Annotated in this window: 20 protein-coding genes; 12 read left to right on the forward strand and 8 right to left on the reverse strand. The window is 42.7% G+C overall.

All coding sequences use genetic code 11. The annotated features are described in order from the left end of the window. Positions 1 to 75 precede the first annotated feature (75 nt). The 3 genes from IM797_RS06375 to IM797_RS06385 form a co-directional block, all read right to left on the reverse strand. Positions 76 to 1,041 (reverse strand): tryptophan 2,3-dioxygenase family protein, encoded by a 966-nt coding sequence (locus IM797_RS06375; RefSeq protein ID WP_194126278.1) that lies wholly within the window; start codon positions 1,039 to 1,041, stop codon positions 76 to 78. A gap of 45 nt (positions 1,042 to 1,086) precedes the next feature. Further along, entirely contained in the window at positions 1,087 to 2,385 is a 1,299-nt protein-coding gene (locus IM797_RS06380) for an HAD-IB family phosphatase (RefSeq protein ID WP_194126279.1), read from the reverse strand. Between the two features lie 70 nt (positions 2,386 to 2,455). After that, complete coding sequence (locus IM797_RS06385) at positions 2,456 to 3,421, reverse strand: NAD-dependent epimerase/dehydratase family protein (protein WP_194126280.1); 966 nt, start codon at positions 3,419 to 3,421, stop codon at positions 2,456 to 2,458. A 74-nt stretch (positions 3,422 to 3,495) separates the two neighbouring features. Between IM797_RS06385 and IM797_RS06390 the strand changes: the two genes are divergently transcribed. Together IM797_RS06390 and IM797_RS06395 are read left to right on the forward strand one after the other, a co-directional pair. Beyond that, the gene (locus tag IM797_RS06390; protein WP_194126281.1) at positions 3,496 to 4,677 is read left to right on the forward strand and encodes a formimidoylglutamase; all 1,182 of its coding nucleotides are present in this window, start codon (positions 3,496 to 3,498) and stop codon (positions 4,675 to 4,677) included. An 89-nt stretch (positions 4,678 to 4,766) separates the two neighbouring features. Further along, the gene (locus IM797_RS06395) at positions 4,767 to 5,909 is read left to right on the forward strand and encodes a TlpA disulfide reductase family protein (protein ID WP_194126282.1); all 1,143 of its coding nucleotides are present in this window, start codon (positions 4,767 to 4,769) and stop codon (positions 5,907 to 5,909) included. A gap of 70 nt (positions 5,910 to 5,979) precedes the next feature. Here the strand turns inward: IM797_RS06395 and purD are convergent, their stop codons facing one another. The 3 genes from purD to IM797_RS06410 all read right to left on the reverse strand — a co-directional run bounded on the left by purD (position 5,980) and on the right by IM797_RS06410 (position 9,443). Continuing rightward, positions 5,980 to 7,251: a phosphoribosylamine--glycine ligase gene (gene purD / locus IM797_RS06400; RefSeq protein ID WP_194126283.1), complete on the reverse strand. Its 1,272-nt coding sequence runs from the start codon at positions 7,249 to 7,251 to the stop codon at positions 5,980 to 5,982. Positions 7,252 to 7,527: 276 nt separating this feature from the next. Continuing rightward, positions 7,528 to 8,472 (reverse strand): YeiH family protein, encoded by a 945-nt coding sequence (locus tag IM797_RS06405; RefSeq protein ID WP_194126284.1) that lies wholly within the window; start codon positions 8,470 to 8,472, stop codon positions 7,528 to 7,530. A 74-nt stretch (positions 8,473 to 8,546) separates the two neighbouring features. Continuing rightward, positions 8,547 to 9,443: a LysR family transcriptional regulator gene (locus IM797_RS06410; protein ID WP_194126285.1), complete on the reverse strand. Its 897-nt coding sequence runs from the start codon at positions 9,441 to 9,443 to the stop codon at positions 8,547 to 8,549. A 118-nt stretch (positions 9,444 to 9,561) separates the two neighbouring features. Here IM797_RS06410 and IM797_RS06415 point away from each other — a divergent pair, with 118 nt between their 5' ends. From IM797_RS06415 to IM797_RS06460, 10 genes are all read left to right on the forward strand, one after another. Further along, the gene (locus tag IM797_RS06415; protein WP_228098738.1) at positions 9,562 to 10,065 is read left to right on the forward strand and encodes an RNA polymerase sigma factor; all 504 of its coding nucleotides are present in this window, start codon (positions 9,562 to 9,564) and stop codon (positions 10,063 to 10,065) included. Continuing rightward, complete coding sequence (locus IM797_RS06420) at positions 10,052 to 10,669, forward strand: hypothetical protein (protein WP_194126286.1); 618 nt, start codon at positions 10,052 to 10,054, stop codon at positions 10,667 to 10,669. The genes IM797_RS06415 and IM797_RS06420 overlap by 14 nt, the downstream gene beginning before the upstream one ends. A 157-nt stretch (positions 10,670 to 10,826) precedes the next feature. After that, a complete protein-coding gene (locus tag IM797_RS06425) occupies positions 10,827 to 11,129 on the forward strand; it encodes a hypothetical protein (RefSeq protein WP_194126287.1) in 303 nt (100 codons plus the stop codon). Positions 11,130 to 11,280: 151 nt separating this feature from the next. Then, the gene (gene secA / locus IM797_RS06430) at positions 11,281 to 14,589 is read left to right on the forward strand and encodes a preprotein translocase subunit SecA (RefSeq protein ID WP_194126288.1); all 3,309 of its coding nucleotides are present in this window, start codon (positions 11,281 to 11,283) and stop codon (positions 14,587 to 14,589) included. Between the two features lie 69 nt (positions 14,590 to 14,658). Further along, the gene (locus tag IM797_RS06435; protein WP_194126289.1) at positions 14,659 to 15,111 is read left to right on the forward strand and encodes an SPOR domain-containing protein; all 453 of its coding nucleotides are present in this window, start codon (positions 14,659 to 14,661) and stop codon (positions 15,109 to 15,111) included. A 34-nt stretch (positions 15,112 to 15,145) separates the two neighbouring features. After that, positions 15,146 to 16,333, forward strand: a complete 1,188-nt coding sequence (locus tag IM797_RS06440) for a M20 family metallopeptidase (protein WP_194126290.1) — start codon at positions 15,146 to 15,148, stop codon at positions 16,331 to 16,333. Positions 16,334 to 16,340: 7 nt separating this feature from the next. Next, positions 16,341 to 17,273, forward strand: coding sequence for a hypothetical protein (locus IM797_RS06445; protein ID WP_194126291.1), 933 nt, complete (start codon positions 16,341 to 16,343; stop codon positions 17,271 to 17,273). Between the two features lie 61 nt (positions 17,274 to 17,334). After that, the gene (dnaG, locus tag IM797_RS06450; protein WP_194126292.1) at positions 17,335 to 19,323 is read left to right on the forward strand and encodes a DNA primase; all 1,989 of its coding nucleotides are present in this window, start codon (positions 17,335 to 17,337) and stop codon (positions 19,321 to 19,323) included. 1 nt (position 19,324) lies between these two features. Continuing rightward, on the forward strand, positions 19,325 to 19,687 hold the full coding sequence (locus IM797_RS06455; protein ID WP_194126293.1) for a YraN family protein: 363 nt from the start codon (positions 19,325 to 19,327) through the stop codon (positions 19,685 to 19,687). Beyond that, entirely contained in the window at positions 19,668 to 20,765 is a 1,098-nt protein-coding gene (locus IM797_RS06460; RefSeq protein ID WP_194126294.1) for a glutaminyl-peptide cyclotransferase, read from the forward strand. The genes IM797_RS06455 and IM797_RS06460 overlap by 20 nt, the downstream gene beginning before the upstream one ends. 62 nt (positions 20,766 to 20,827) lie before the next feature. Here IM797_RS06460 and IM797_RS06465 read toward each other — a convergent pair whose 3' ends face one another. Both IM797_RS06465 and pgi read right to left on the reverse strand, forming a co-directional pair. Beyond that, positions 20,828 to 21,358, reverse strand: a complete 531-nt coding sequence (locus IM797_RS06465; RefSeq protein WP_194126295.1) for a DUF4251 domain-containing protein — start codon at positions 21,356 to 21,358, stop codon at positions 20,828 to 20,830. Positions 21,359 to 21,480: 122 nt separating this feature from the next. After that, positions 21,481 to 23,130, reverse strand: a complete 1,650-nt coding sequence (pgi, locus tag IM797_RS06470) for a glucose-6-phosphate isomerase (RefSeq protein WP_194126296.1) — start codon at positions 23,128 to 23,130, stop codon at positions 21,481 to 21,483. Positions 23,131 to 23,173: the final 43 nt, after the last annotated feature.

Here is a 23,173-nt window from a genome sequence, read left to right on the forward strand (position 1 = left end):
ATAGTACTTATTACTTGCTGCAAAAGTAAGAAAAATTGACCTTTAAAGCACTTTTATTTTTGATTTACAGAATGTTTAAGCCTCATTTCTAAGTGTTTTTAATACACTAAGAACCCAGCCTTTACCCCATTCTTCCATTTGTTCTGCTGTCCAAAGAAATGGATAGAAAATTCGTTTCTGAAAGCGCGGAGGCAGGTATTTCTGCCAGTTGGTTCCGCCGGTAGCCGCAATGTCTACCGGGTCGCGCTCCAAATACCGTACTGCAGATTTGTAATGCGACAAGGGCCATTCTACATTGACAAATAAATCCAGCTTGCGCAGTTCTTCTGCCAATGCGCTCACATCTTTTCCTTCGGCTACAAGTTTATGGTAAAGCGCAGCTAAATTACTGTCTTTGCGATCTTTGATCAATTGTAAAAACTGGTCCGCATATTTGTTGATGAACTGTTTGAGGGTTAAAGTTTGTTTACCTGTAGCCAGTTCGGTTGCCCCAAACTTCCAGTAAATGTGCTCAAACTGTGTTTCTATATCGGCATTGGCAAGTTCCGTTCTTTTACTTTTATCTACCAGACGAATGAAATCAGTAGCGCAAATTTCAATCATGCGGTACTGGCCGGACTGAAAACCACTGGCCGGCAGGAGGGACATGCGGAATTTTAAAAACTGTTCTTTTTCCATGCCCTCAACCATCACGTCGAAAGAGCTGGTCAGTGCATTAAAATAGGCATTGATACGTTTTACCCTGGCCGTGAAAAATTCCACTGTCAGGTCCGGATGTGCGGCAATTTGCTTAAACTCATGTAATGAAAGCTTAAAATAAAGCTCGGTGATCTGGTGGTACATGATGAAAATCTCTTCATCAGGAAAGGAAGTTTTTGGGCTTTGCAGGCTCAGCAAAGTATCCAGGTGGATGTAATCCCAGTAGGTTAAGAAATCTGCGTACAGCAAACCATCCAGATAAGCTGCCATATCCTGCCCCATGGCAGCATATTTCTCCTGCAGCTTATCTAGCTTTTCTTTAATTTGTGGTGTAAGTTCCATTCGTAAGTTAGTTTGCCACAAAGGTAAACAAACCGAATTGTACTGTTAATACAAAACGCGGAACTTTATGGTATGCTCAATTGTCTTTAAAAATTTAAACAGTTGCTTGTCGTACTGCGCATTGATGTCCGTAATTACATAACCAATACTCGGGTTCGTCATCAGAAACTGGCCCACAATATTGATGTCATGGTAAGCAAAGGCCATATTGATCTTTGCCATAATTCCAGGAACGTTTTTATGGATGTGGATCAGGCGGTGCGACTTGTCAATTCTCGGTAACTGAAGGTTCGGGAAATTGCTGCTGAGGTGTGTGGTACCCGAATTCATAAAGTCGATCATCCTTTTAGGAATGAAAATATTGTTGCGGGGATTTGCTTTGGTGTCGTCAAAAACAACAATTCCTTGTTCCGTACACCTTTGCAGGTCAATTTTGTGTTTTGCGTTGCCCAGGTAGCCAATGGTTTTTAAGGTAACTGCCCTTTGCAACTGATCGGCTGTGATCTTCTCACCGTCAGCAAGTAGCATCATGTGTACATCGGCCACATATTTCTCTTCAAAACTTGTTTTATGACGAATAGAAAAGCCATCTTTCTTTAACATCTCTACGCTTTTCGGGTCTATATCGCCAATGATCAGGCACAAAATCCTGTTTTTTGGATAAGATATTGCCCGCGGTAAGTTGTTTACATATAAGAACTCGTCAAAACTTGGCGTAACATGATCTGCTTTTTTGACAATACTTTCCCTCGAGATGTTTTCTGTAAAGGCATAGAATTTTTTAATCAGGCCGCTTTCGCGCAGTTGAAAGTCTGAGTAGCCATCACCAATGCCGTATAAATCGCCTTCAAGGTTCATCTGTTGCATCAGTTTTACTTTTCCGCCCTCTTCACTTAAAGGATTGGAGTGGTCGTAATCTATAATCTTGCCATCACCGGTTGTGACAAAGGTATTGGCGTAAATGTTTTCTTTTTTGATGTGGTACTGGCTTACTACAGGCGTAATGAACTCTTTAAATCCGCCTGACACAATCAGCACTTCATCTGCATGTTTTTTAAAGAAAGCCGCGTTGCGGGAAAAAGAAGCAGATACTTTCTTTTTCAGCACCTTGATCAGCTGCTTCAAATGATCTTCAGTGGCCTCCAGCAGTCGCACCCTTTGGGCTAAACTTTCACCAAATGAAAGTTTTCCTTCCATGGCAAGGTTGGTATAGTCTTCAATTTTTTGGAAAATGGCTTCCTTTTCAGGATGCTTTTTTAGGGAGATACGGGCCAGTTCGTCGAGGGCCTCTACCTGGGTAAAGGTACTGTCAAAGTCAATAATGTAAAAGTTTTTTTGTTTCATCCGTTTCAGGAATAGGTGGTTCTAGGGGGTTAATAATGTCAAATATAGGTATTCAATTGCACAAAGCTTGCTAATTGCGGAGTACTGCGCAAATTTCGGCAATGCTTTGCTTAAGGGGTTTAAACTCAATGTCAATGGTGCTTTTAATCTTCTCATTGCTGTACAGACTTTCATTCAGACTGCTCCTGGCTGCGTCGCTGGTTAATGCTGCGGGCTTACCTGTAAACAGGGAAGCCAGTTTTGCCGCACGCCAGGCAATGCCCAGCATCCAGGCTTTGGCCTCGCGGGCGGGAGCTTTAACGCCCATGCCCTTCGCTATTTCTGAGAAAAATTGCTGATAATGATAATTTTCGGCCGAAATGGTAAACCGGGCTGCGCTTTCACTACTGTTCATCAGGCTGATCATGCTTTTGGCAACATCCTGAACGTCAACAATGCCGGTCGCGCCTCCGGTGTAAAAAGACAGGCCGTCTTTAACCAATTTAAAAATGGCTCCGCTACCTTTAAACCCTGCGGCAGCACCAATAATGACCGACGGGTTGACAATCACCGCATCCAGCCCTTCGGCAATGCCCCGCCAGACCTCCATTTCACCTTCATATTTTGAAATGGCATACGCATGTGCTTTAGCATCGTATTCCCAGAAATCCTTTTCGGTAATTAACGCGCCTTTTTTTGCATTTCCCAGGGCCGCTACAGAGCTCACATGGAGTAAACGTGCACCAAAATGGTTGCAAAGGTTGACGATATTGCTGGTGCCTTCAATGTTGATTTTCAAAAGTCTGGCCTTGTCCTTCGGGTCAAAAGAAACCAGCGCTGCACAATGATATACCTGGTCTATGTTTTCAAAAGCATCCTCCAGCGAAGCCAGGTCATTGATGTCTGCATCTACCCATTCAATCTGTTTGTTGTTCCGCAGTAAATCAGGTACAACCGATGTTTTGCGCTTCAATGCCCGCAGTTTTAAACCCTGCACGCTCAGTTGTTGAATCAACTCTGTTCCTAAAAATCCAGTAGCACCGGTAACCAATATCATTTCATTTTTTTTAGGATGTTCATTAATATATGGGCTCAAAAATAGATATTTGATGTCATACATTATATTACAATATGTCTTTAGCAGATTTTTTTTCTCCCTTAAGCACGGACAAATTCACTCCAAAACATGGGTTTTATACCAGTCAGCTCGGTTTAAAAGCCAGTTTTTATACCGATACATTTCCTGATCTGGAAGATAAGCAATATGATATTGCCATTTTTGGGGTTTTAGACGACCGGGCAGCGGTAAACAACGAAGGCTGCGCATTGGGGCCGGAATATTTCCGTGCTCAATTTTATACGTTAAATGAAGGGGCTTTCAATAGCCGCATTATAGATCTTGGAAACATCAGGGCCGGAGCTGCCATTTCAGATACCTATGTAGCCGTTAAAATGGTGGTTGCAGAGTTGATTAAAATGGACATTTTGCCGATAATCATTGGCGGCGGACAAGACCTGACTTATGCGCAGTACCTGGCTTATGAAAGTCTGGAGCAAAAGGTAGACTTGGTGGTGGTTGACAGTAAGTTTGACCTGGATGAGGAAGATCAGGAAGGCCTTGCTGCCAAATCAGATACTTATCTGAATAAAATCCTCCTACATCAACCCAATTACCTCTTCAATTTCAGTAACATCGGTTATCAAACCTATTTTGTCAATCAGGACAGTCTGAAAGTGATGAGCAAGCTTTATTTTGATGCCCATCGTTTGGGTGAATTCTCTGCAGACATCACGCTTACAGAGCCGATCATCAGAAATGCCAGTATGATCAGTTTTGACATGGGTGCCATCCGTTCCTCAGACGCCAAAGGAAATGCCAATGCCAGTCCGAACGGTTTTTACGGTGAACAGGCCTGTCGCATTACCCGGTATGCCGGAATGAGCGATAAATTGAGTTCTATTGGTTTCTATGAGTTTAACCCCGTATTTGACCAGAATGGACAAACGGCGATGCTTCTGGCACAAATGGTCTGGTATTTCATTGATGGTTTTTACAACCGCAAGAAAGATTTTCCACTGAGTCCGAAATCACAATACCTGATTTACAGGGCCAGTTTAAATGATGGTTCAGGGGAGATGTTATTTGTGAAGAGCAAGAAATCCGATCGCTGGTGGATGCAGGTGCCTTATCCAACCGGATTGTCAAAAAATGAACGTTTTCACCTGGTTCCTTGCCGCTACGACGATTATACCACTGCTGTGAATGGCGAAATGCCTGATTTATGGTGGCGTACCTTTCAAAAGCTACTATAATATTACATTTGATTTTTCGTTATATTTTTTGTGCATTAACTACATTTGAATCCTAATAACCAAACTTATTACATATCAAAAAAAGAACTATGAAAAAGATCTCGTTGATCGCCGCTTGTTTGTTGCCTGCAGCTGTTATGGCACAAGCCCCAAGTAAATTTACCATTAACGGTAAAATCGGAAACCTGGGCGCACCAGCAAAAGCTTATTTATATTATGGCACCAGGGCTAATCCAATTGTGGATTCGGCAGCCATTGTTGGAGGTAAATTTTCTTTTACCGGCTCAATACAAGGTATTGCACAGGGTTCACTCAGAATTAAACATGCTGAACCTACAAAACAAGGTACGCCTAATGATGCCATTATGCTTTATCTTGAGCCTGCTGTACTTCAGGTTAATTCTGCTACAGATTCATTAACCCGCGCGGTAATCACCGGCTCGAAAATTAATGAGGATGATGCTAAATATAAAGTCCTTACCAAAGCTGTACGTGCAAAAAGCGCAGCTTTGATGGCTGAATACCGCAGTAAAACTGAAGCAGAACGTAACGATGAAGCTTACATGAAAACGGTTTACAGCCGTGATGATGCCAATAAAGCAGAAATGGATGTGTTGAACAAACAGTTTTATCAAGCCAACCTGAACTCTTATGTTGGTCTGGTTGCCTATCAGGGAACCATGGATATTGACAAAGATCTGAATGGAACGGAAGCTGAATTCAACAAATTTTCTGCTGCGGTAAAAGCGACAGACCTGGGTAAAAGCATTGCTCAGCAAATCAGCGGTGCTAAGAACACAGATATTGGTAAAATAGCGATGGATTTCACCCAGAATGATGTGAATGACAAACCGGTTAAATTATCTGATTTCCGTGGAAAATATGTATTGCTTGACTTCTGGGCTTCATGGTGTGGACCATGCCGTGGTGAAAACCCTAACGTAGTTAAAGCTTACAATGCTTTCAAAGACAAAAACTTTACTGTTCTTGGTGTTTCATTGGATAACCCTGGTAAAAAACAAGACTGGTTAAACGCGATTGAAAAAGATGGTTTGACCTGGACACAACTGTCAGATTTGAAAGGCTGGGAAAATGCAGCTTCTAAAATGTATGGTGTGCGTGGTATTCCTGCAAACTTCCTGATTGACCCTTCTGGAAAAATCATTGCTAAAAATGTTAGAGGCGAAGAGTTGCAGTCAAAACTTGCTGAAATTTTAGGTAAATCGAAATAATTGATCAAACCTCAGTAAACAAAAAAGACCTGGCTATATGCCAGGTCTTTTTTGTTTACTGAGGTTTTGCTTAGACCAGGTCAAAGCCGATGTCTTCCCTGAAGTATTTGCCGTCAAAATAAATGCGTGCCGCATCGGCTGTTGCCGATTGCAAGGCTTCAAACTGGTTGTCCTGTAAACTGGTAACCGCTAAAACGCGGCCGCCATTGCTTTTCACTACCCCACCTTCCAATATAGTTCCCGCATGAAATGCTAAAGATTGACGGATGTTTTCAATGCCTGAAATGGCTTTCCCTTTTTCATAATCACCAGGGTAGCCGCCCGCAACCAACATCACTGTTGCCGCGTTTTTAGGGCTGATGTTCAAGGTATAATTACCCAATTGCTTTTTAGCGGTGGCGATGAAAAGTTCAACCAGATCATTCTCGATGCGTGGTAAAACACTTTCCGTTTCCGGATCGCCCATGCGGCAGTTGTATTCAATGATCATTGGTTTATCCCCAACTTTAAATAAGCCGAAGAAGATAAAACCAGTATAGTCTATTTTGTCTTTCTTTAAACCGTTTATCGTCGGAATGATGATGCTGTCTTCTACTGCTTTCAGGAATTTGGCATCGGCAAAAGGAACCGGTGATACCGAACCCATGCCGCCAGTGTTCAGGCCGCTATCGCCTTGTCCGATTTTTTTATAATCCTTAGCTTCCGGCAGGATCACATAATTGTCGCCGTCTGTCAGTACAAAAACGGAAAGTTCAATTCCTGTCAGGTATTCTTCGATCACGACCAGGGAGCCGGCAGTGCCAAATTTTCCACCCAGCATCAGTTGCAGTTCTTCTTTAGCCTCAGCTACGGTCTGGCAAATCACAACACCCTTACCAGCGGCCAGGCCGTCAGCTTTCAATACGATGGGTAAACTGTGGTTATCCAGGTAAGCCAGTCCTTCAGCTAAAGTTTCATTGGTAAAAGATTCGGAACCTGGTGTTGGAATACCATGGCGCGCCATAAATTGCTTGGAGAAGTCTTTACTTCCTTCCAGAATCGCACCCTCTTTTTTAGGACCGATCACCGGAATTCCGGAAAGTTCAGGATCATTCACAAAGTAGTCGTGGATACCATTTACCAGGGGTTCTTCCGGACCTACCACAACCAGTTCAATATTTTCTTTAAGTACCAGTGCTTTTACTGCATCAAAGTTATTTGGATTGATGTTGATGTTTTTACCATACGCATGTGTACCACCATTACCCGGGGCAATAAATAGTTGTGAGCATTGAGTGGATTGGCTGATTTTCCATGCAAAAGCGCTTTCTCTGCCTCCAGAACCTAATAGTAAAATGTTCATCTGTTGTGATTTTTGGTTTTAATTGAAGAACTGTTGTCTGTCCTTTGGGCAAATATACCGCTTTAGCTAAATTATCACAGCTTAAGTTTCAATATTGATCTGGTTATGGGGCGATACGCCTGCTGCTTTTGCTGTTGATCAGAAATGAATTTGCTGCACATTCGATATACTTTCCTCTGACCTCCTTCGTACTTTCTTCGGACATTCTTCGTTAAAAGGGTCTTTAGCCGAAGAATGTCCGAAGAAACACCGAAGAAAGTGCGAATTAGCAGCGGCTTATACACGAAATAATGTCGTGATTGCCCAAAGGCTAAACACAGAGATGAAAAGCCATAAGGCGATGCCTTGTGCCAAAGGTGCAAGGCCCACTTTTTTTAAGGTTTTAAAGGACAGGCCTGAGCCGATGAGGAACAAAGTTAAGCTTAATCCTGATTTGGCTGAAGCTGTGAGGTAAGGGGATAGCTGTGCAACAAAAGGGATATAGGTATTGGCTAACATGGCGGCAATAAACAGGGCGATGAAATAGGGGATCTGTACTTTTGTCCTGTCCGTTTTAAACAGATAACTCGCGGCCAGGGAAACCGGAATAATCCATAAAGCGCGGGCTAGTTTAACTGTTGTGGCAATTTGAAGCGCCTGGTCGCCGTATTTACTGGCCGCACCCACTACCGAGCTGGTGTCGTGAATGGCGATGGCGCACCACATGCCAAATTGTGTCTGTGTCAGATGTAGCCAATGTCCAATGGAAGGGAACAGGATTAAGGCAATTGCATTGAGGATAAATACGGTGCCCAGGGCAACAGAAATCTGCTTTTCACTGGCATTGACCACTGGGGATAGCGCCGCGATGGCACTGCCGCCACAAATGGCGGTACCGGCGGCAATCAAAGCGGAGATTTTACTTTCTATATGAAGCCACCTGCCCAGGAAATAACCGAGTGTCAACACCCCAAAAATGGAAGCAATGGTAAATAAAATGCCTTCTTCCCCGGCTTTCAGGGCACTGAACAAATTCATGCCAAACCCCAGACCTACCACGGCTATCTTTAACAACAAACCAGTGGCTTGGTGACTTTGTGCTGTATAGGGATGGATCATGACCTGCGCAAGAAAGATACCCATCAGCAAAGCAAATGCAGGGGAGATGAAAGGCAATAAGGAAAGCAGGGCACAACCGAAGAAAATGATTTTGGGGTAAAGTATATTGGATGTAGGATGCATAGTTTTGAGGTATTTTCTATCGCAAATCTACGTTGGCCAGCCAGGTTATGCTTATTCCCGTTATTTATGGAGTATTACTGCAGGTTATAATGAAGTTTGGCAAAGCGGATTAATTTCTCAGCAATTGGATCTGCAAGGCCCTGAAGGTGTATGAAGTGAAAACTCCTGGTAATGGCGAGATCCTTTACATCAATAATCCTCAGTTCTCCATTCATCAACTCCCTGGTGATGGCATGGATAGATAAAAAAGCGACTGCATGAGAATGGATCAGGTAAGACTTGATGCTTTCGGTATTGCCCAATTGTATTTCCAGGGGCAGGTCAGAGATTTTCAGATTTACTGTTTTTAAGGCATGTTCAATCACCTGCCTGGTGCCCGATCCCTGCTCTCTTAAAACAAACCGGAGTGATTTTAGTGCTTCGGGCTCCAGTTCGGCAGTTCTGGCCAATGGGTGGTCTTTACTGCAAACCAGTACAATTTCATCTTTGATGAAATCGGAATAACTGATTTCAGGGTTGCGCGACTGGCCTTCTACAATGCCGAGTTCAATGTTCTTTTTAAGCAATGCTGCTTCAATTTGTTCGGTATTCCCAGTCGTGAGGCGGAGCTCTATTTCTTTGAATTTCTTTTTAAACCCCGCGAGTATGGGGGCAATGAGGTATTGAGAAATTGTGGTGCTGGCGCCAAGATGTAGGGTGCCTTTGTCTACCTGGAGCAAGGCATTCATGTCAAACTCAATGGCCCTGTAAATGCCAAAGATATTTTCTGCGTGGTTCAGTAAGATTTTTCCTGCAGCGGTGAGTTGTATTTTATTGCCCTGGCGGTCAAATAATTTGCTGCTGTATTGCTGTTCCAGTTCGTGGATGTGTTTGGTAACCGCCGGTTGTGTAACATACAATTCGGCTGCGGCTTTGGTAAAACTCAACCTTTTGGCTACAGCATAAAATACTTCTAAACGGAAATCTGCCATGGTAATCTTTCGGGCAAAGATGCGAAATAACTAAACCATCGTCATTTAAGTCTGCAGATATTTTTAGAAACATGTAATTTCACTGCTGATTTTGCGACTTATGCTGCAAATAAAGAAAATGATGGAGAAGGTATTTGTCGACATGATCAACATACATCGCGGAATCATCTATAAGGTCTGTAACCTTTATGCGCATCATCCGGAGGACAAAAAGGATTTGTTCCAGGAGATTGTACTGCAACTTTGGAAGTCGTTCCCATCTTTCAGGGCAGAATCGAAACCAAGTACCTGGATGTATCGGGTTGCATTGAACACCGCAATTACCGTTTTCAGAAAGGAACGTAAGATGCCGGAGCGCAAGGACTTGTCGGCCGATGAATTTCAAATTCCGGATGTCAGTGATTTTGCGGCAGCTGATGAGCAGATGTCGCAGTTGAAGCGGGCTATACGCTTGCTTTCTGAAATAGAAAGGGCAGTTATTCTGCTGTATCTTGAAGATAAGAATTATGAAGAGATCAGCGAAATTATAGGGATCAGTAAAGTTAATGTTGGGGTCCGGATCAACAGAATCAAAATTAAGCTTGAAAAAATAATTAAATCAGATCGTTATGAACTTAGATGAGTTAAAGACTGTGTGGCTGGAATATGATCGCAGACTTCAGGCTACAGAAGAAATCAATCAGAAAATTGTGGTAAGTATGATCAGGGCCCGCTCTGTTTCGCGGATTGCCCGGATCAGGCGGTTTTATTTCGGATTGATTACACTTTTTCTATTTTATTCGGTATGTTTTATCTTTTGCCTGACCGGAAATCCATTTGATTATAAGATGGGTTTTGAGTTTGTGCCATTGGGGCTTTTAACTTCATGTAGTCTCGCATTGGTATTGATCCTGCTGAAGGCAAACCTGGATCTTAAAAAAATAGCACTGGAAGGAATGAACCTGCAACAGGCACTGGAAGAGCTCATTGTTGTGTATTCCAGGTATCGCCAGATTATGAAGTATACTGTTGCGATGATACAAGCTTCTTCGGTCATGGTTATTTTGTCTTTTTTACCACGGAGGATACCGGAAGCCGGTTTGGGAATGGCCTTGCTGACCACTTTTTCTCCGCTCATTGTACTCCTGGTGTATTTTTATTTTGCAAAGAAAGGCGGATGGAAACCAGGAGATGCCGAAAAAGGTTTGCGGGCGGATTTAGCGGAGTTGAAGGAATTTACTTCCTGATGGGTAGCCTGGTTTGATTGATTGCGTTTTGGCGGTCCTGGCATTTGCTTTTGATGTTGGAACAGAATTTGCAGCTAGCAGATTTCTTTATATTAAAGATAAAATATAGCTTTGGCCGCTGAAAGGCCAGAAAGAATTAAAACGCTTGCCCACAAAGATGAAACATATTGTTACTTTATCATTGGTATTTTTTAGTCTGACTCACCTGGCAAAGGCGGAGCGGATTGAAGGAATGCGACTGTTAACGAAACAGTATTGTGATAGCCAGCAGGTGAATAAAGAGCCTTCTGCTGTCCGTGCGGCACAACCGGATACCCCCAGACACCCTTTCTTTTTGTCGTACAGCGCCTTGACCGCTATTGGTGTCCAAGCTGAAAAGCCAATTGAAAAACACCGCATTGACCAATATATCATCGTTGATCTGACGATCAAGGAAATCACTAAAAACAACAGCCCTTAGCTTTATCCTCCTTAAATAAAGCCCAGTCTATCCATATAAAGTACAGGATATTTTGTATTTTTAGCGCCCGGCAACTGACAATTTGACTTGACTGTCATAGGCTTGGTTGTTGTAATTGATCATTTTTAACGAAAACAAACACAAAACATACATGTTAGGATTTTTAACCAAGGTATTTGGAAGCAAATCGGAAAGAGATATTAAGGCTTTACAGCCTATCGTAATAAAGATAAACCAGGAATACGAAAAGTTATCGGTATTGAGCAATGATGAATTGCGGAATAAAACCGTGTACTTCAAAGATGTAATTGCCAAAGCACTTGCAGGCATTGATGAAAAAATCAGTGGATTGAAAACTAATGCTGAAGATAAAGCATTGTCATTACATGAAAAAACAGCTTTATACGATCAGATTGATGCATTGATCAAAGATCGTGATAAAGAACTCGAAGTTGTATTACAGGAAATCCTGCCCCAGGCATTTGCTGTAGTGAAAGAAACTTCAAGACGACTTTCAGAAAATGCAGAACTTGAAGTGACTGCAACCCAGTTTGACCGGGACTATGCTGCACGCAAGAAGAATGTGGTGATCAGAGGCGATAAAGCCTTTTGGGCCAATACCTGGGAAGCTGCTGGAGTAGAAGTGAAATGGAATATGGTGCACTATGATGTGCAGCTGATCGGTGGTATGGTATTGCACAATGGTAAAATTGCGGAGATGGCGACTGGTGAGGGTAAAACCTTGGTAAGTACATTGCCGGCTTACCTGAATGCGTTAGCCGGACAGGGTGTGCATATTGTAACCGTGAATGATTACCTGGCCCGTCGTGACTCGGAGTGGAATGGTCCTTTGTTTGAGTTCCATGGCATTTCTGTAGATTGTATTGATAAACATGAGCCGAACTCTCAGGAACGTAGAAATGCTTACCTGGCAGACATCACTTATGGTACCAATAACGAATTCGGGTTTGATTATTTACGTGACAACATGTCGCAGACTCCGGATCAACTGGTTCAGCGTAAACTGCACTTTGCGATGGTGGATGAGGTCGATTCCGTATTGATCGATGATGCACGTACGCCATTGATCATTTCAGGACCAGTTCCTTTTGGTGATCAGCACGAGTTTCATGAATTGAAACCAAGGATTGAGCGTTTGGTAAATGCACAAAAAGAGTATGTAACCAAAGCGTTAAACGAAGCGAAGAAATTAATTAACGACGGTAAAGCCGGAACCGAAGAAGGTGAAGGTGGTTTGGCATTGTTGCGTGCACACCGTGGTTTGCCTAAGAATAAAGCATTGATCAAGTTTTTAAGTGAGGGTAGTGTGAAGCAAACCTTATTGAAAACTGAAAATCACTATATGGCTGATCAGTCTAAGAATATGCCTAAGGTAGATTCTGAACTGTATTTCTATATTGATGAAAAAAATAACCAGGTAGAGCTGACAGAGAAAGGTATTGAGCTGATTACCAAATCTGGTGAAGACGCGCATTTCTTTGTATTGCCTGATGTAGGTACTGAGATTGCTGAAATCGAGAAATCTGCTTTAAGCAGCGAAGAGAAAATTGCACATAAGGATGCCCTGATGCGTGATTACTCGATCAAAGCTGAACGTATCCACTCGGTAAACCAGTTGTTGAAAGCTTATACTTTGTTTGAAATTGATGTGGAATACATCATCGATGAAGGTAAGATCAAAATTGTAGATGAGCAGACTGGCCGTATCATGGACGGTCGCCGTTATTCTGATGGTTTACACCAGGCGATTGAGGCGAAAGAGAATGTGAAAGTAGAAGATGCTTCACAAACTTATGCTACAGTGACTTTGCAGAACTTTTTCAGGATGTACCACAAGCTTTGTGGTATGACTGGTACGGCAACTACAGAAGCCGGCGAGTTCTGGTCAATTTATAAACTGGATGTGGTTGAAATCCCGACCAACAGGGTAATTTCAAGAAAAGATCACCAGGATTATGTATACCGTACCATCCGTGAAAAATACAATGCGGTAGCCGAAGAGATTGTTTCGCTTACCCAGGCAGGCCGACCAGTTTTGGTGGGTACAACCTCGGTAGAGATTTCGGAATTGCTGAGCAGGATGTTGAAACTGCGCGGGATTAAACACAATGTGTTGAACGCGAAGATGCACCAGAGAGAGGCAGACATTGTTGCTGAAGCAGGTCAGGCAGGTCAGGTAACCATTGCAACGAATATGGCCGGTCGTGGTACCGACATTAAATTGGGTGCAGGTGTTAAGGAAGCCGGAGGTTTGGCAATTGTAGGTACAGAGCGTCATGAGTCCCGTCGTGTAGACAGGCAGTTGCGCGGTCGTGCCGGTCGTCAGGGTGATCCGGGTTCATCCCAGTTCTTTGTATCGCTGGAAGATAACTTGATGCGTTTATTTGGATCTGAAAGGATTTCAAACATCATGGTTAAAATGGGTATTGAGGATGGCGAAGTGATTCAGCATTCGATGATTACCAAATCTATTGAACGTGCACAGAAAAAAGTAGAAGAAAACAACTTTGGTATCCGTAAGCGTTTGCTGGAATATGATGATGTGATGAACTCTCAGCGTTCTGTAATTTACGCTAAACGTAGAAACGCCTTATTTGGTGAGCGTTTAGATGTAGACATGAGCAATATGGTGTTTGATGTTGCCGAAGATATTGCGACTGAATATAAAGAAGAAGGCAATTTTGAAGGGTTTAAACTGGAAGTGATTAAAAACTTCTCTTTTGATACTTCTATTGACGATGCTGAATTCCATGCTAAAGGGATCCATGCTTTGACAGATAAATTGTTTGAAGAAGCAAGTACATTTTATGAGCGTAAATCTGATGCCATCATTTCGCAGGCCATGCCGGTATTAAACCAGGTATATGCGGAGCGTGGTGAGCAGATCGAACAGATTGTTGTACCGTTTACTGATGGTATGCGCAGCATCCAGGTTCCTGTTGTTTTACAAAAAGCAATTGATAACGACGGCCGCGAGATTACCAAATCATTTGAAAAAACCATTGTTCTTGCCTTAATTGACGAGTCGTGGAAAGAGCATTTGCGTGAAATGGATGAATTGAAGCAATCGGTACAAAATGCGGTATACGAGCAAAAAGATCCATTGATCATTTATAAAATGGAAGCTTTCAATTTGTTTAAGAATATGCTGAATGCGGTAAACAAAGAAGTGGTGAGTTTCTTGTATAAAGGTGGTATTCCAATTCAGACTGATCCGGATGATGTACGTGAAGTTCAGGCACCAAGACCAGCGCCAAGCAGGTTGAAAATGTCTAAACCAGAGTTCAACGAGTCAAGCAGTACGGCTGATGTGATGGAAGATACCCGTGAACTTGCCCCTCAGCAACCGGTTCGTAAAGAGGTTACTGTAGGCAGGAACGAACCTTGTCCATGCGGCAGCGGTAAGAAATTCAAAAACTGTCACGGAGCAGGATTGTAATTTGTAATAAACATATAGAATGCCGAGTTTTGTAATCAGAATTCGGCATTCTTTTTTTAATAGCTTTTCATGAGGAATTTGTTTACAGGTATATTGTGTGGTTTAACTTTCGGTGTTTTTGCGCAGGAAAAGGGCGTAGTCGCTGTGGTTAAAGATCCAATGATCGATAGTTTAATTGCCAAACGTATTGCATTGAATATGAAGTCGGCCGTTTCCGTTCCGGAAGTGAGTGTGGGTAAACCGGGTAAGACCATTGTTTCGCAAATGGGTTTTAGGGTACAGATTTTTTATGGATCTGACCGGCGGGAAGCTTTTGGCGAACAGAGTAAGTTCAATTCGCTGTATCCGGAATTGAATACTTATGTCATTTATAAAGAACCGAACTATTACGTACGTGTTGGTGATTTTAGAACAAGACTGGAGGCGCAGCGTTTGATGAACGAGTTGCGGGGTACTTTTCCTACCTTGTTCATCTTCAGGGAAAAAATCAATGCACCCATTTTAAATTATAGCAGTGAATAGTTTCATCACTGGTCACAAATAAAATTATATACTGATGAAAATCAAAGAAAAGATTCAGGAACTTTCTTCCAACATATTTGAACAGGTAAATGGTCACCGTCAGCATTTACATGCCAATCCGGAACTCTCATTTAAGGAGTTTGAAACCTCTGCTTATGTCAAAAAGCAATTGACTGAGCTGGGTATCCCTTTTTCGGAAATGGCGAATACCGGTGTGGTTGGTTTGATTAAAGGCGAATTGCCTTCTGATCAGGTGATCGCTTTGCGTGCCGATATGGACGCTTTACCGATTTTGGAAGCCAACGACAAACCTTATGCTTCAAAAAATCCTGGTGTAATGCATGCCTGCGGCCACGATGTACATACTTCTTCGCTGCTGGGAACAGCTTATATCCTGAACAGTTTAAAAGCTGAGTTTGGCGGCACAGTGAAACTGATTTTTCAACCTGGGGAGGAAATTTTGCCCGGTGGTGCAAGTATCATGATTAAAGAAGGTGTATTGGAGAATCCAAAACCACATCATATTGTAGGGCAGCACGTGATGCCTTTGATTGATGCTGGTAAAGTAGGTTTCAAATCTGGCATTTACATGGCATCTACCGATGAATTGTATGTGACTGTGATTGGCAAAGGCGGACACGGAGCCCAGCCCCAGCAAAATATAGATCCGGTACTGATTGCTTCACACATCATTGTGGCTTTGCAACAGATTGTAAGCCGTAATGCAGATCCGCGTTTGCCTTCGGTACTTTCTTTTGGAAAGGTGATCGCCAATGGGGCAACGAATATCATCCCGAATGAAGTGAAACTGGAAGGTACTTTCAGGACGCTGAATGAGGACTGGCGCAAAGAAGCGAAAAGACTGATGAAGAAAATGGCTGAAGGTATTGCCGAAAGTATGGGCGGAAGCTGTGATTTCAGGATCATGGATGGTTATCCTTATTTGATTAACGAGGAGCAGCTGACGGCAAATGCAAAGGCTTATGCGGAGGAATATTTGGGTAAGGAAAATGTAATTGACCTGGACATCTGGATGGCTGCGGAAGATTTTGCCTATTATTCACAAATTACCGATGCTTGTTTTTACAGGTTGGGTACTGGAAATAAAGCCAAGGATACCTGTTATTCTGTACATACACCGAATTTTGATATTGACGAGGACGCGCTAAGGTCATCAACCGGCTTAATGGCTTATATTGCCTTAAAACAGCTGGGGAATTAATTTGGGTATGAAGTATAGGCTGCTTGTGCTGCTGTTGCTGTGCGGCTTAAAAGGATATAATCAGGAAATTCAGCGTTTTACTGCAGATACGATTAAAACGATACAGCTTGATTCTGCGGTAAACATTACTGCAGAGCGGCTGAGTGTAGAGACTTTTATCCGTGCGGTGACTACGGATACCAGTTTTTATCAGGCTTTCCGCAACATGAAAAAGTATGCTTTTACAGCAGAAAACAGCATTTATACTTACGATAAGAAAAATAAAGTAACCGGACGTTTATACCGCAAGGTGAAAAGGCAAACATCAGCCCCCTGGCTGCAATATGTGGTGAAGCAGGATACAGGGCATTTGTTTAAAAAGAATGGCAAATACGAGCTGTATACGGCAGAGATGTTTGATTATATTTTCATGAATGCTTACCAGTCGGCCTACACCGATGGGCCTTCTGCAGTGGGTAAAGCGTCGGGTGCCAATGCGGGGTATAAAGAAAAGTTGAAAACACTGATCTTCTCGCCGGGCAGGCCGGTTAAAGGCTTACCCTTTATTGGCGATAAGACCGAGATCTTTACCGCCAATATGCGTCAGTATTATGATTACGCTTTTTCCAGTGGCACTTACCTGGATTCTATCCCGGTTTACCGCTTTAAAGTAACTGTAAAGCCTGACCTGAGTAGATGGACCAAAGGTAGTTTAATGATCAAAGAGCTGACCACTATTTTTGACAAGCGGAACTTTGAAATATTGGGCAGGTATGTAGATATGAAATACAGCAATATGCTGTTTGACTTTGACGTGCAGATGAATATTGAAATGCGTTATTTTGGGGAAGAGAAATTGCCGGCTAAAATCAGTTACCAGGGCAATTGGAACGTGCCTTTGAAGAAACAGGAACGTGCAAGTGTGCTGGTTTTACAAAGCGGCTATCACCAGGGGCGATAATAAAGAAGCGGGATTTTTTATAACTTTAAATAAAGTCAATTGATAAGAGAAAGGGAAAAGCATGATTAATCAGGACACCATTAACAAAATCATGGATACTGCCCGCATTGAAGAGGTGGTTGGAGATTTTGTGGCTTTAAAAAAGCGGGGTAGCAGTCTGATTGGAAATTGTCCTTTTCACAACGAGAAAACACCTTCGTTTAACGTTTCTGTAACGAAAGGGATTTATAAGTGCTTTGGATGTGGTAAAGGAGGGGATTCAGTCCATTTTATCATGGATCATGAGAAATATTCCTATCCGGAAGCACTGAAATACCTGGCGCAGAAATACAACATTGAAGTAGAAGAGACCGTACAGAGCCCTCAGAATATAGAGGCGCAGAATGCGAGAGAAAGCCTATACATCGTTTCTGAGTATGCTGCGGGGTATTTCGCCAATGAACTGTGGACAGGGCAGGAGGGCCGCGCGATTGGCCTTAGCTATTTCAAGGAGCGGGGATTTAGAGAAGATATTGTCAAGAAGTTCCAGTTGGGTTATTCTCCGGAAGCGTGGGATGCGCTGATTGTCAGTGCTACGGGCGCCGGGCACAGGGAAGAATACCTGGAAAAAGCCGGGCTTTCGATACGGAACGACAAGGGTAAACTATACGATCGCTTTAGAGGTCGGGTGATGTTTCCCATTCACAATTTTACAGGCCGGGTAATCGGTTTTGGCGGGCGGACTTTAAAAACCGATAAAAAGGTTCCTAAATATGTGAACTCACCAGAGAGTGACATTTACCACAAGTCGAATGTACTGTACGGTTTATTTCATGCCAAGAAAGCAATCCGGGATACCGATAACTGTTACCTGGTTGAAGGGTATGCCGATGTATTGGCTGTACACCAGGCTGGGGTAGAGAATGTGGTGGCCTCTTCGGGTACATCATTGACGACAGAGCAGATTCGCTTAATCGGCCGCTTTACAGAAAATGTGACCATTTTGTATGATGGTGATGCCGCAGGGATCAAAGCTTCGTTAAGGGGGCTGGATATGATTCTGGAAGAAGGCTTAAACGTGAAAGTGGTTAACTTTCCGGATGGCCATGATCCGGATTCCTATATGCACCATGTGGGGTCTGGTGCCTTTAAGCTTTATATTGAGGAGAACCGCAAAGATTTTATCCTGTATAAGGCGACCATTTTACTCAAAGAAGCGGGTACTGATCCGATTAAACGGGCGGGAATTATCCGGGATATTGTAGAAAGTATCGCTAAAATTCCGGATGACATCAAGGCTTCGGTCTTCATCAGGGAGTGCAGTGGTTTGTTGCAGGTTGAAGAAAGAATTTTACTTTCTGAACTGAACAAAATGCGGGCTGCAAAGCTTAAAAAAGCTTCGGGAAGCAGCAATGCGCCTTCAGGTTTTCAAAATCAGCAGCAGACCTATCAGCCCTATCCGGATGGTCCGCCAGACAACCTGTTTGATGACCATGCAGGCCCGGATGATTTTGTAGAACCGGGTGGCGGCTCCAGTCCTGCTGATGATCTGATCCAGGAACAGGAAATTGTGAGGTTGTTGCTTGCTTTTGGACATGAACTGGTTACCTGGGATGGCATTGACAACATGTATATTGGTTCCTTCATCATGCAAAACCTTGCAGATGTCTCGTTTACAGACCGCATGTGCAGCAAGATCATTGCGCATTATCGGGAAGAGATTGAGAACGGACATTTGCCTGTGGCGAATCAGTTTCTGAAAAATTCGGATCGGGAAATAGCCAATCTGGCGATTACGTTGTCGACTTCGCCCTATACCTTAAGTGAAAACTGGTACAATAAGCACCAGATCTATGTAAGGGATGAATCGGTAAACTTAAAAGCGACGATTTTGGGCGGCATTTTTCACTTAAAAAAAAGGAAAGTTGACCGGATGCTGCTGGACCTGCTGGCTGAAATCAAGACGGATCTGGATCCGGTAAACCAGGAGATTCTGATGCAGCGTTATGCACAGATTAAAAATGTAGAACGCGAGATTTCCAAGTTCCTTGGCTCGGTAATTGTAAAATAATATGGCAGCACACAACGAATTGGGCAGGCGTGGTGAAACAATCGCAAAGGACTATCTGGTAAACCTGGGGTATGGTATTTTAAATATGAACTGGAAATACGGACGATCGGAAGTAGACGTAATTGCCAACCAGGATGGTAAGCTGATTTTTGTGGAAGTCAAAACACGCAGTTCTACCGATTACGGGGAGCCCGAAGATTTTGTGTGCAGTAAAAAAGAAAAACAGTTGGAATGGGCTTCTGCTGCTTATATTGAACAACGCAATCACCAGGGAGAGATTCGTTTTGATATTATTGCAATTGTTTTCGAAAATAAAGACCTTTATAAAATTAATCATATAGAAGATGCATTCTGGCCAAGTTAAAAATACCAATACCCTAAAAGCAATATACATGCTTAGTCTGTTTTTTAGTGCCCTGTTTATCCTGTCTTGCAAAGATAAGGCTGCAGTACAGGAAATCGGGTTTAAGGCTCCGGAACAGGGGGCAACCTTTAATCTTGGGGACGATGTTCCAGTTACTTTGGATATTCCTGCGGGAAGTACGGTAAGCTCCGCTAAATATTTGCTGGACGGTAAAGAAGTTGCTGCAAAAAGCAATGGAGATGCGGTCTCCATCAGTACGAAAGGTTTATCCCTGGGTTATAAGCTGATCACCGCGATTGTTGACGATGGGAGCAAAAAGGATACGCTGACGATCAACATTGTCTTGAAATCGGCCGTTACGCCAGCGCTGTATACTTATAAAATCATCAATACACTTCCTCACGATACTTCTGCCTATACGCAGGGCTTAGAATATCACAATGGACGATTTTTGGAAAGTACCGGTGAAAAAGGTTTTTCTACCTTAAGATGGGTGGAAGTGAATTCTGGTAAGGTGCTGGAGAAAGTGAAGCTTGCGGATGATTATTTTGGAGAGGGATCTACCCTGGTTGATGATAAGGTAGTTATGCTGACCTGGCAAAATAATATGGGTTTAATTTATGATGCCAAAACCTTTAAACAACTGCAGACTTTTCCTTACCAGAGCAGCAGGGAAGGCTGGGGACTGTGCTTTGACGGAAACCGGATTTTAAAATCTGACGGCACGAATAAGATCTGGTTCCTGAATAAAGATACTTATAAAGAAGAAGGATCGATTGATGTATTTGACAATGCAGGCGCAGTTGACCAGCTGAATGAACTGGAGTATATTGATGGTAAATTGTATGCCAATGTATACCAGCAGAATTATATTGTGGTGATAGATCCTGCGACGGGCGTTGTAGAACGTAAAATTGATTTTACGGGCTTACTGGCACCGGATTATTATAAAGATGAAGATGCACGCGGAAACAATGTATTGAATGGAATTGCCTGGGATAAAGCAGGTAAACGTCTGTTTGTAACCGGTAAGAAATGGCCGCACCTGTTCCAGGTGGAGGTGATGCCGAAAAAATAGCGGTATAGAAAAATAGAGATAAAAAAAAGGCGGGATTTTCAAATCCCGCCTTTTTTTTATCTCTATTTCTTTGCGTCTTTAACTTCGCTCAGATAGCCATAAAAGCTAATCGGCTGCCTGCTGTTGGTATTGACATTCAGTGTAGCATAACCGTTATCCGAAACTGTCAGATTCATGTTGGGCGAATCTTTAACATCTTTTGGATTTATGGTAATTACCCAGTTGCCTTTTTTCTTCTTTTCAGATTTATAATTGAAATTTTTAGACTTGAATTTAATGCCTGAGTCATCGGGATTCATGGTTGCTGTATAAGCACGGCCGTAGTAAGGCAAATAAGCTTCTACGCTGTCTTTGGTTACTTTCAACTGATATTGCGAGCCTGTAAGCTGAATGGTTCCGCCACCTGCGCCCCCACCCATTTTGCTGAGGATCTGGTTTACCTCAGCATTGCCCATTGGCATGGCCGATGTGGCATTGAATATAAAGTGCTGCGCTCCAACTATTTTTATTGTGGTAGCCTTGTCTGTTTGTGCATGCACTTGTGTACTGATCATCAGCGCGACAAGTATGCATAGGTTTTTAATCGTTTTCATATTGCGTATTATTTTAGATTAATGATGATTAAATACATGGGTTTCCATAAATGTGGATAGCACTCATGTAGGTAATTTACTCAATTAGAATAAAATAATACGCAAAAGTTTAATTTTAATTGTTAAGCTCTCCAGCTTTTGTATTGATTAATCAGGCCATTTGTAGAGCCATCATGAGACGAAACCGGTTGGTCATCGCTCAATTCAGGTAAAATGCTTTTGGCCAGTTGTTTTCCAAGCTCTACACCCCATTGGTCGAAACTAAAGATGTTCCAGATGATGCCCTGAACAAATATTTTATGCTCATAAATGGCAATCAGGCTACCCAGGCTAAATGGTGTGATTTTTTTAAGCAGGATAGAGTTTGTTGGTCTGTTGCCTTCAAATACTTTAAAAGGAGCCAGTTTATCAATTTCTGCCCCGGTTTTTCCATCTTTTTGAAGTTCGGCAGTCACTTCTTCCAGTGTTTTTCCGTTCATCAGGGCCTCTGTTTGTGCGAAGAAGTTGGATAAAAGGATGGGATGGTGCTGACCGATGGGATTTAAGCTTTGTGCTGGTGCAATGAAATCGCAAGGAATGATGCGGGTTCCCTGGTGAATCAATTGATAAAAAGCATGTTGTCCGTTTGTACCAGGTTCACCCCAGATGATCGGGCCGGTTTCATAAGTGACATCCTGACCATTGCGGTCTACATGTTTACCATTGCTCTCCATGTCGCCTTGCTGGAAATAAGCTGCGAAGCGGTGCATATACTGGTCATAAGGCAATATAGCCTGGGTTTCTGCATCAAAGAAATTGATATACCATACGCCGATCAAGGCCAGTATGACCGGAATATTGATTTCAAATTCTGCATTTTCAAAATGCTGGTCTGCTGCGTGTGCACCCGCAAGCAATTGTTTAAAATTGTCAAAGCCAATACTTAAGGCAATAGGAAGACCAATTGCACTCCATAGTGAGTAGCGGCCACCTACCCAGTCCCAGAATTCAAACATGTTTGCGGTATCGATTCCGAAGGCTTCAACATCTTTGGCATTGGTTGACAAAGCGGCGAAATGTTTGGCTATATCTGCTTTTTGCGCACCATTTTCAAGGAACCAGTCGCGCGCCGTATTGGCGTTGGTCATGGTTTCCTGTGTAGTAAAGGTTTTGGAAGCAATTAAGAATAAAGTTGTTTCCGGATTTACTGTTTTCAGTGTTTCAGCAATGTGTGTACCATCTATATTTGATACAAAGTGCATGGTTAAGTGATTTTTATAGGCCTTTAAGGCTTCTGTAACCATAACAGGCCCAAGGTCTGAACCACCAATACCAATATTTACCACATCCGTGATTGCTTTGCCGGTGTATCCTTTCCAATCCCCTGAAATGATCTGATCACTAAACTTTTTCATTTTGTCAAGCACCTGATTTACTTCAGGCATCACATCCTTACCTTCAACCAGGATCTCGGTATTACTGGCATTACGTAAAGCAATGTGCAACACAGGCCTGCCTTCCGTTTGGTTGATCTTGTCGCCGCTGAACATGGCTTTGATTGCTTCATCCAATTTGCACTCGCGGGCGAGTTGAATCAGCAAGGCAAGGGTGGTATCGTCAATGCGGTTTTTAGAATAATCAACCAGAATATCTTCAAATAGAAGCGAGAATTTTTCGAATCTGGATTCATCTTCAGCGAAGAGTTCTTTTAAACTTTTCTTATTGATATCGATGAAATGATCAGCCAGATATTTGTAAGCAGCTGTTTCAGTAAAGTTTATGGTAGGAAGCATAATATTGTTTATATTTATTCAAATATAACAACACCTTTAAAAA

The sequence above is a fragment of the Pedobacter sp. MC2016-24 genome (genome assembly GCF_015223055.1).
In the GTDB taxonomy this organism is placed as follows: Bacteria; Bacteroidota; Bacteroidia; order Sphingobacteriales; family Sphingobacteriaceae; genus Pedobacter.

Bases quoted from the DNA above. Each gene is read 5' to 3' on its own strand.
- IM797_RS06375 (WP_194126278.1), bottom strand. From the start codon at position 1,041: ATGGAACTTACACCACAAATTAAAGAAAAGCTAGATAAGCTGCAGGAG.
- IM797_RS06380 (WP_194126279.1), bottom strand. From the start codon at position 2,385: ATGAAACAAAAAAACTTTTACATTATTGACTTTGACAGTACCTTTACC.
- IM797_RS06385 (WP_194126280.1), bottom strand. From the start codon at position 3,421: ATGATATTGGTTACCGGTGCTACTGGATTTTTAGGAACAGAGTTGATT.
- IM797_RS06390 (WP_194126281.1), top strand. From the start codon at position 3,496: ATGTCTTTAGCAGATTTTTTTTCTCCCTTAAGCACGGACAAATTCACT.
- IM797_RS06395 (WP_194126282.1), top strand. From the start codon at position 4,767: ATGAAAAAGATCTCGTTGATCGCCGCTTGTTTGTTGCCTGCAGCTGTT.
- purD (WP_194126283.1), bottom strand. From the start codon at position 7,251: ATGAACATTTTACTATTAGGTTCTGGAGGCAGAGAAAGCGCTTTTGCA.
- IM797_RS06405 (WP_194126284.1), bottom strand. From the start codon at position 8,472: ATGCATCCTACATCCAATATACTTTACCCCAAAATCATTTTCTTCGGT.
- IM797_RS06410 (WP_194126285.1), bottom strand. From the start codon at position 9,443: ATGGCAGATTTCCGTTTAGAAGTATTTTATGCTGTAGCCAAAAGGTTG.
- IM797_RS06415 (WP_228098738.1), top strand. From the start codon at position 9,562: ATGATGGAGAAGGTATTTGTCGACATGATCAACATACATCGCGGAATC.
- IM797_RS06420 (WP_194126286.1), top strand. From the start codon at position 10,052: ATGAACTTAGATGAGTTAAAGACTGTGTGGCTGGAATATGATCGCAGA.
- IM797_RS06425 (WP_194126287.1), top strand. From the start codon at position 10,827: ATGAAACATATTGTTACTTTATCATTGGTATTTTTTAGTCTGACTCAC.
- secA (WP_194126288.1), top strand. From the start codon at position 11,281: ATGTTAGGATTTTTAACCAAGGTATTTGGAAGCAAATCGGAAAGAGAT.
- IM797_RS06435 (WP_194126289.1), top strand. From the start codon at position 14,659: ATGAGGAATTTGTTTACAGGTATATTGTGTGGTTTAACTTTCGGTGTT.
- IM797_RS06440 (WP_194126290.1), top strand. From the start codon at position 15,146: ATGAAAATCAAAGAAAAGATTCAGGAACTTTCTTCCAACATATTTGAA.
- IM797_RS06445 (WP_194126291.1), top strand. From the start codon at position 16,341: ATGAAGTATAGGCTGCTTGTGCTGCTGTTGCTGTGCGGCTTAAAAGGA.
- dnaG (WP_194126292.1), top strand. From the start codon at position 17,335: ATGATTAATCAGGACACCATTAACAAAATCATGGATACTGCCCGCATT.
- IM797_RS06455 (WP_194126293.1), top strand. From the start codon at position 19,325: ATGGCAGCACACAACGAATTGGGCAGGCGTGGTGAAACAATCGCAAAG.
- IM797_RS06460 (WP_194126294.1), top strand. From the start codon at position 19,668: ATGCATTCTGGCCAAGTTAAAAATACCAATACCCTAAAAGCAATATAC.
- IM797_RS06465 (WP_194126295.1), bottom strand. From the start codon at position 21,358: ATGAAAACGATTAAAAACCTATGCATACTTGTCGCGCTGATGATCAGT.
- pgi (WP_194126296.1), bottom strand. From the start codon at position 23,130: ATGCTTCCTACCATAAACTTTACTGAAACAGCTGCTTACAAATATCTG.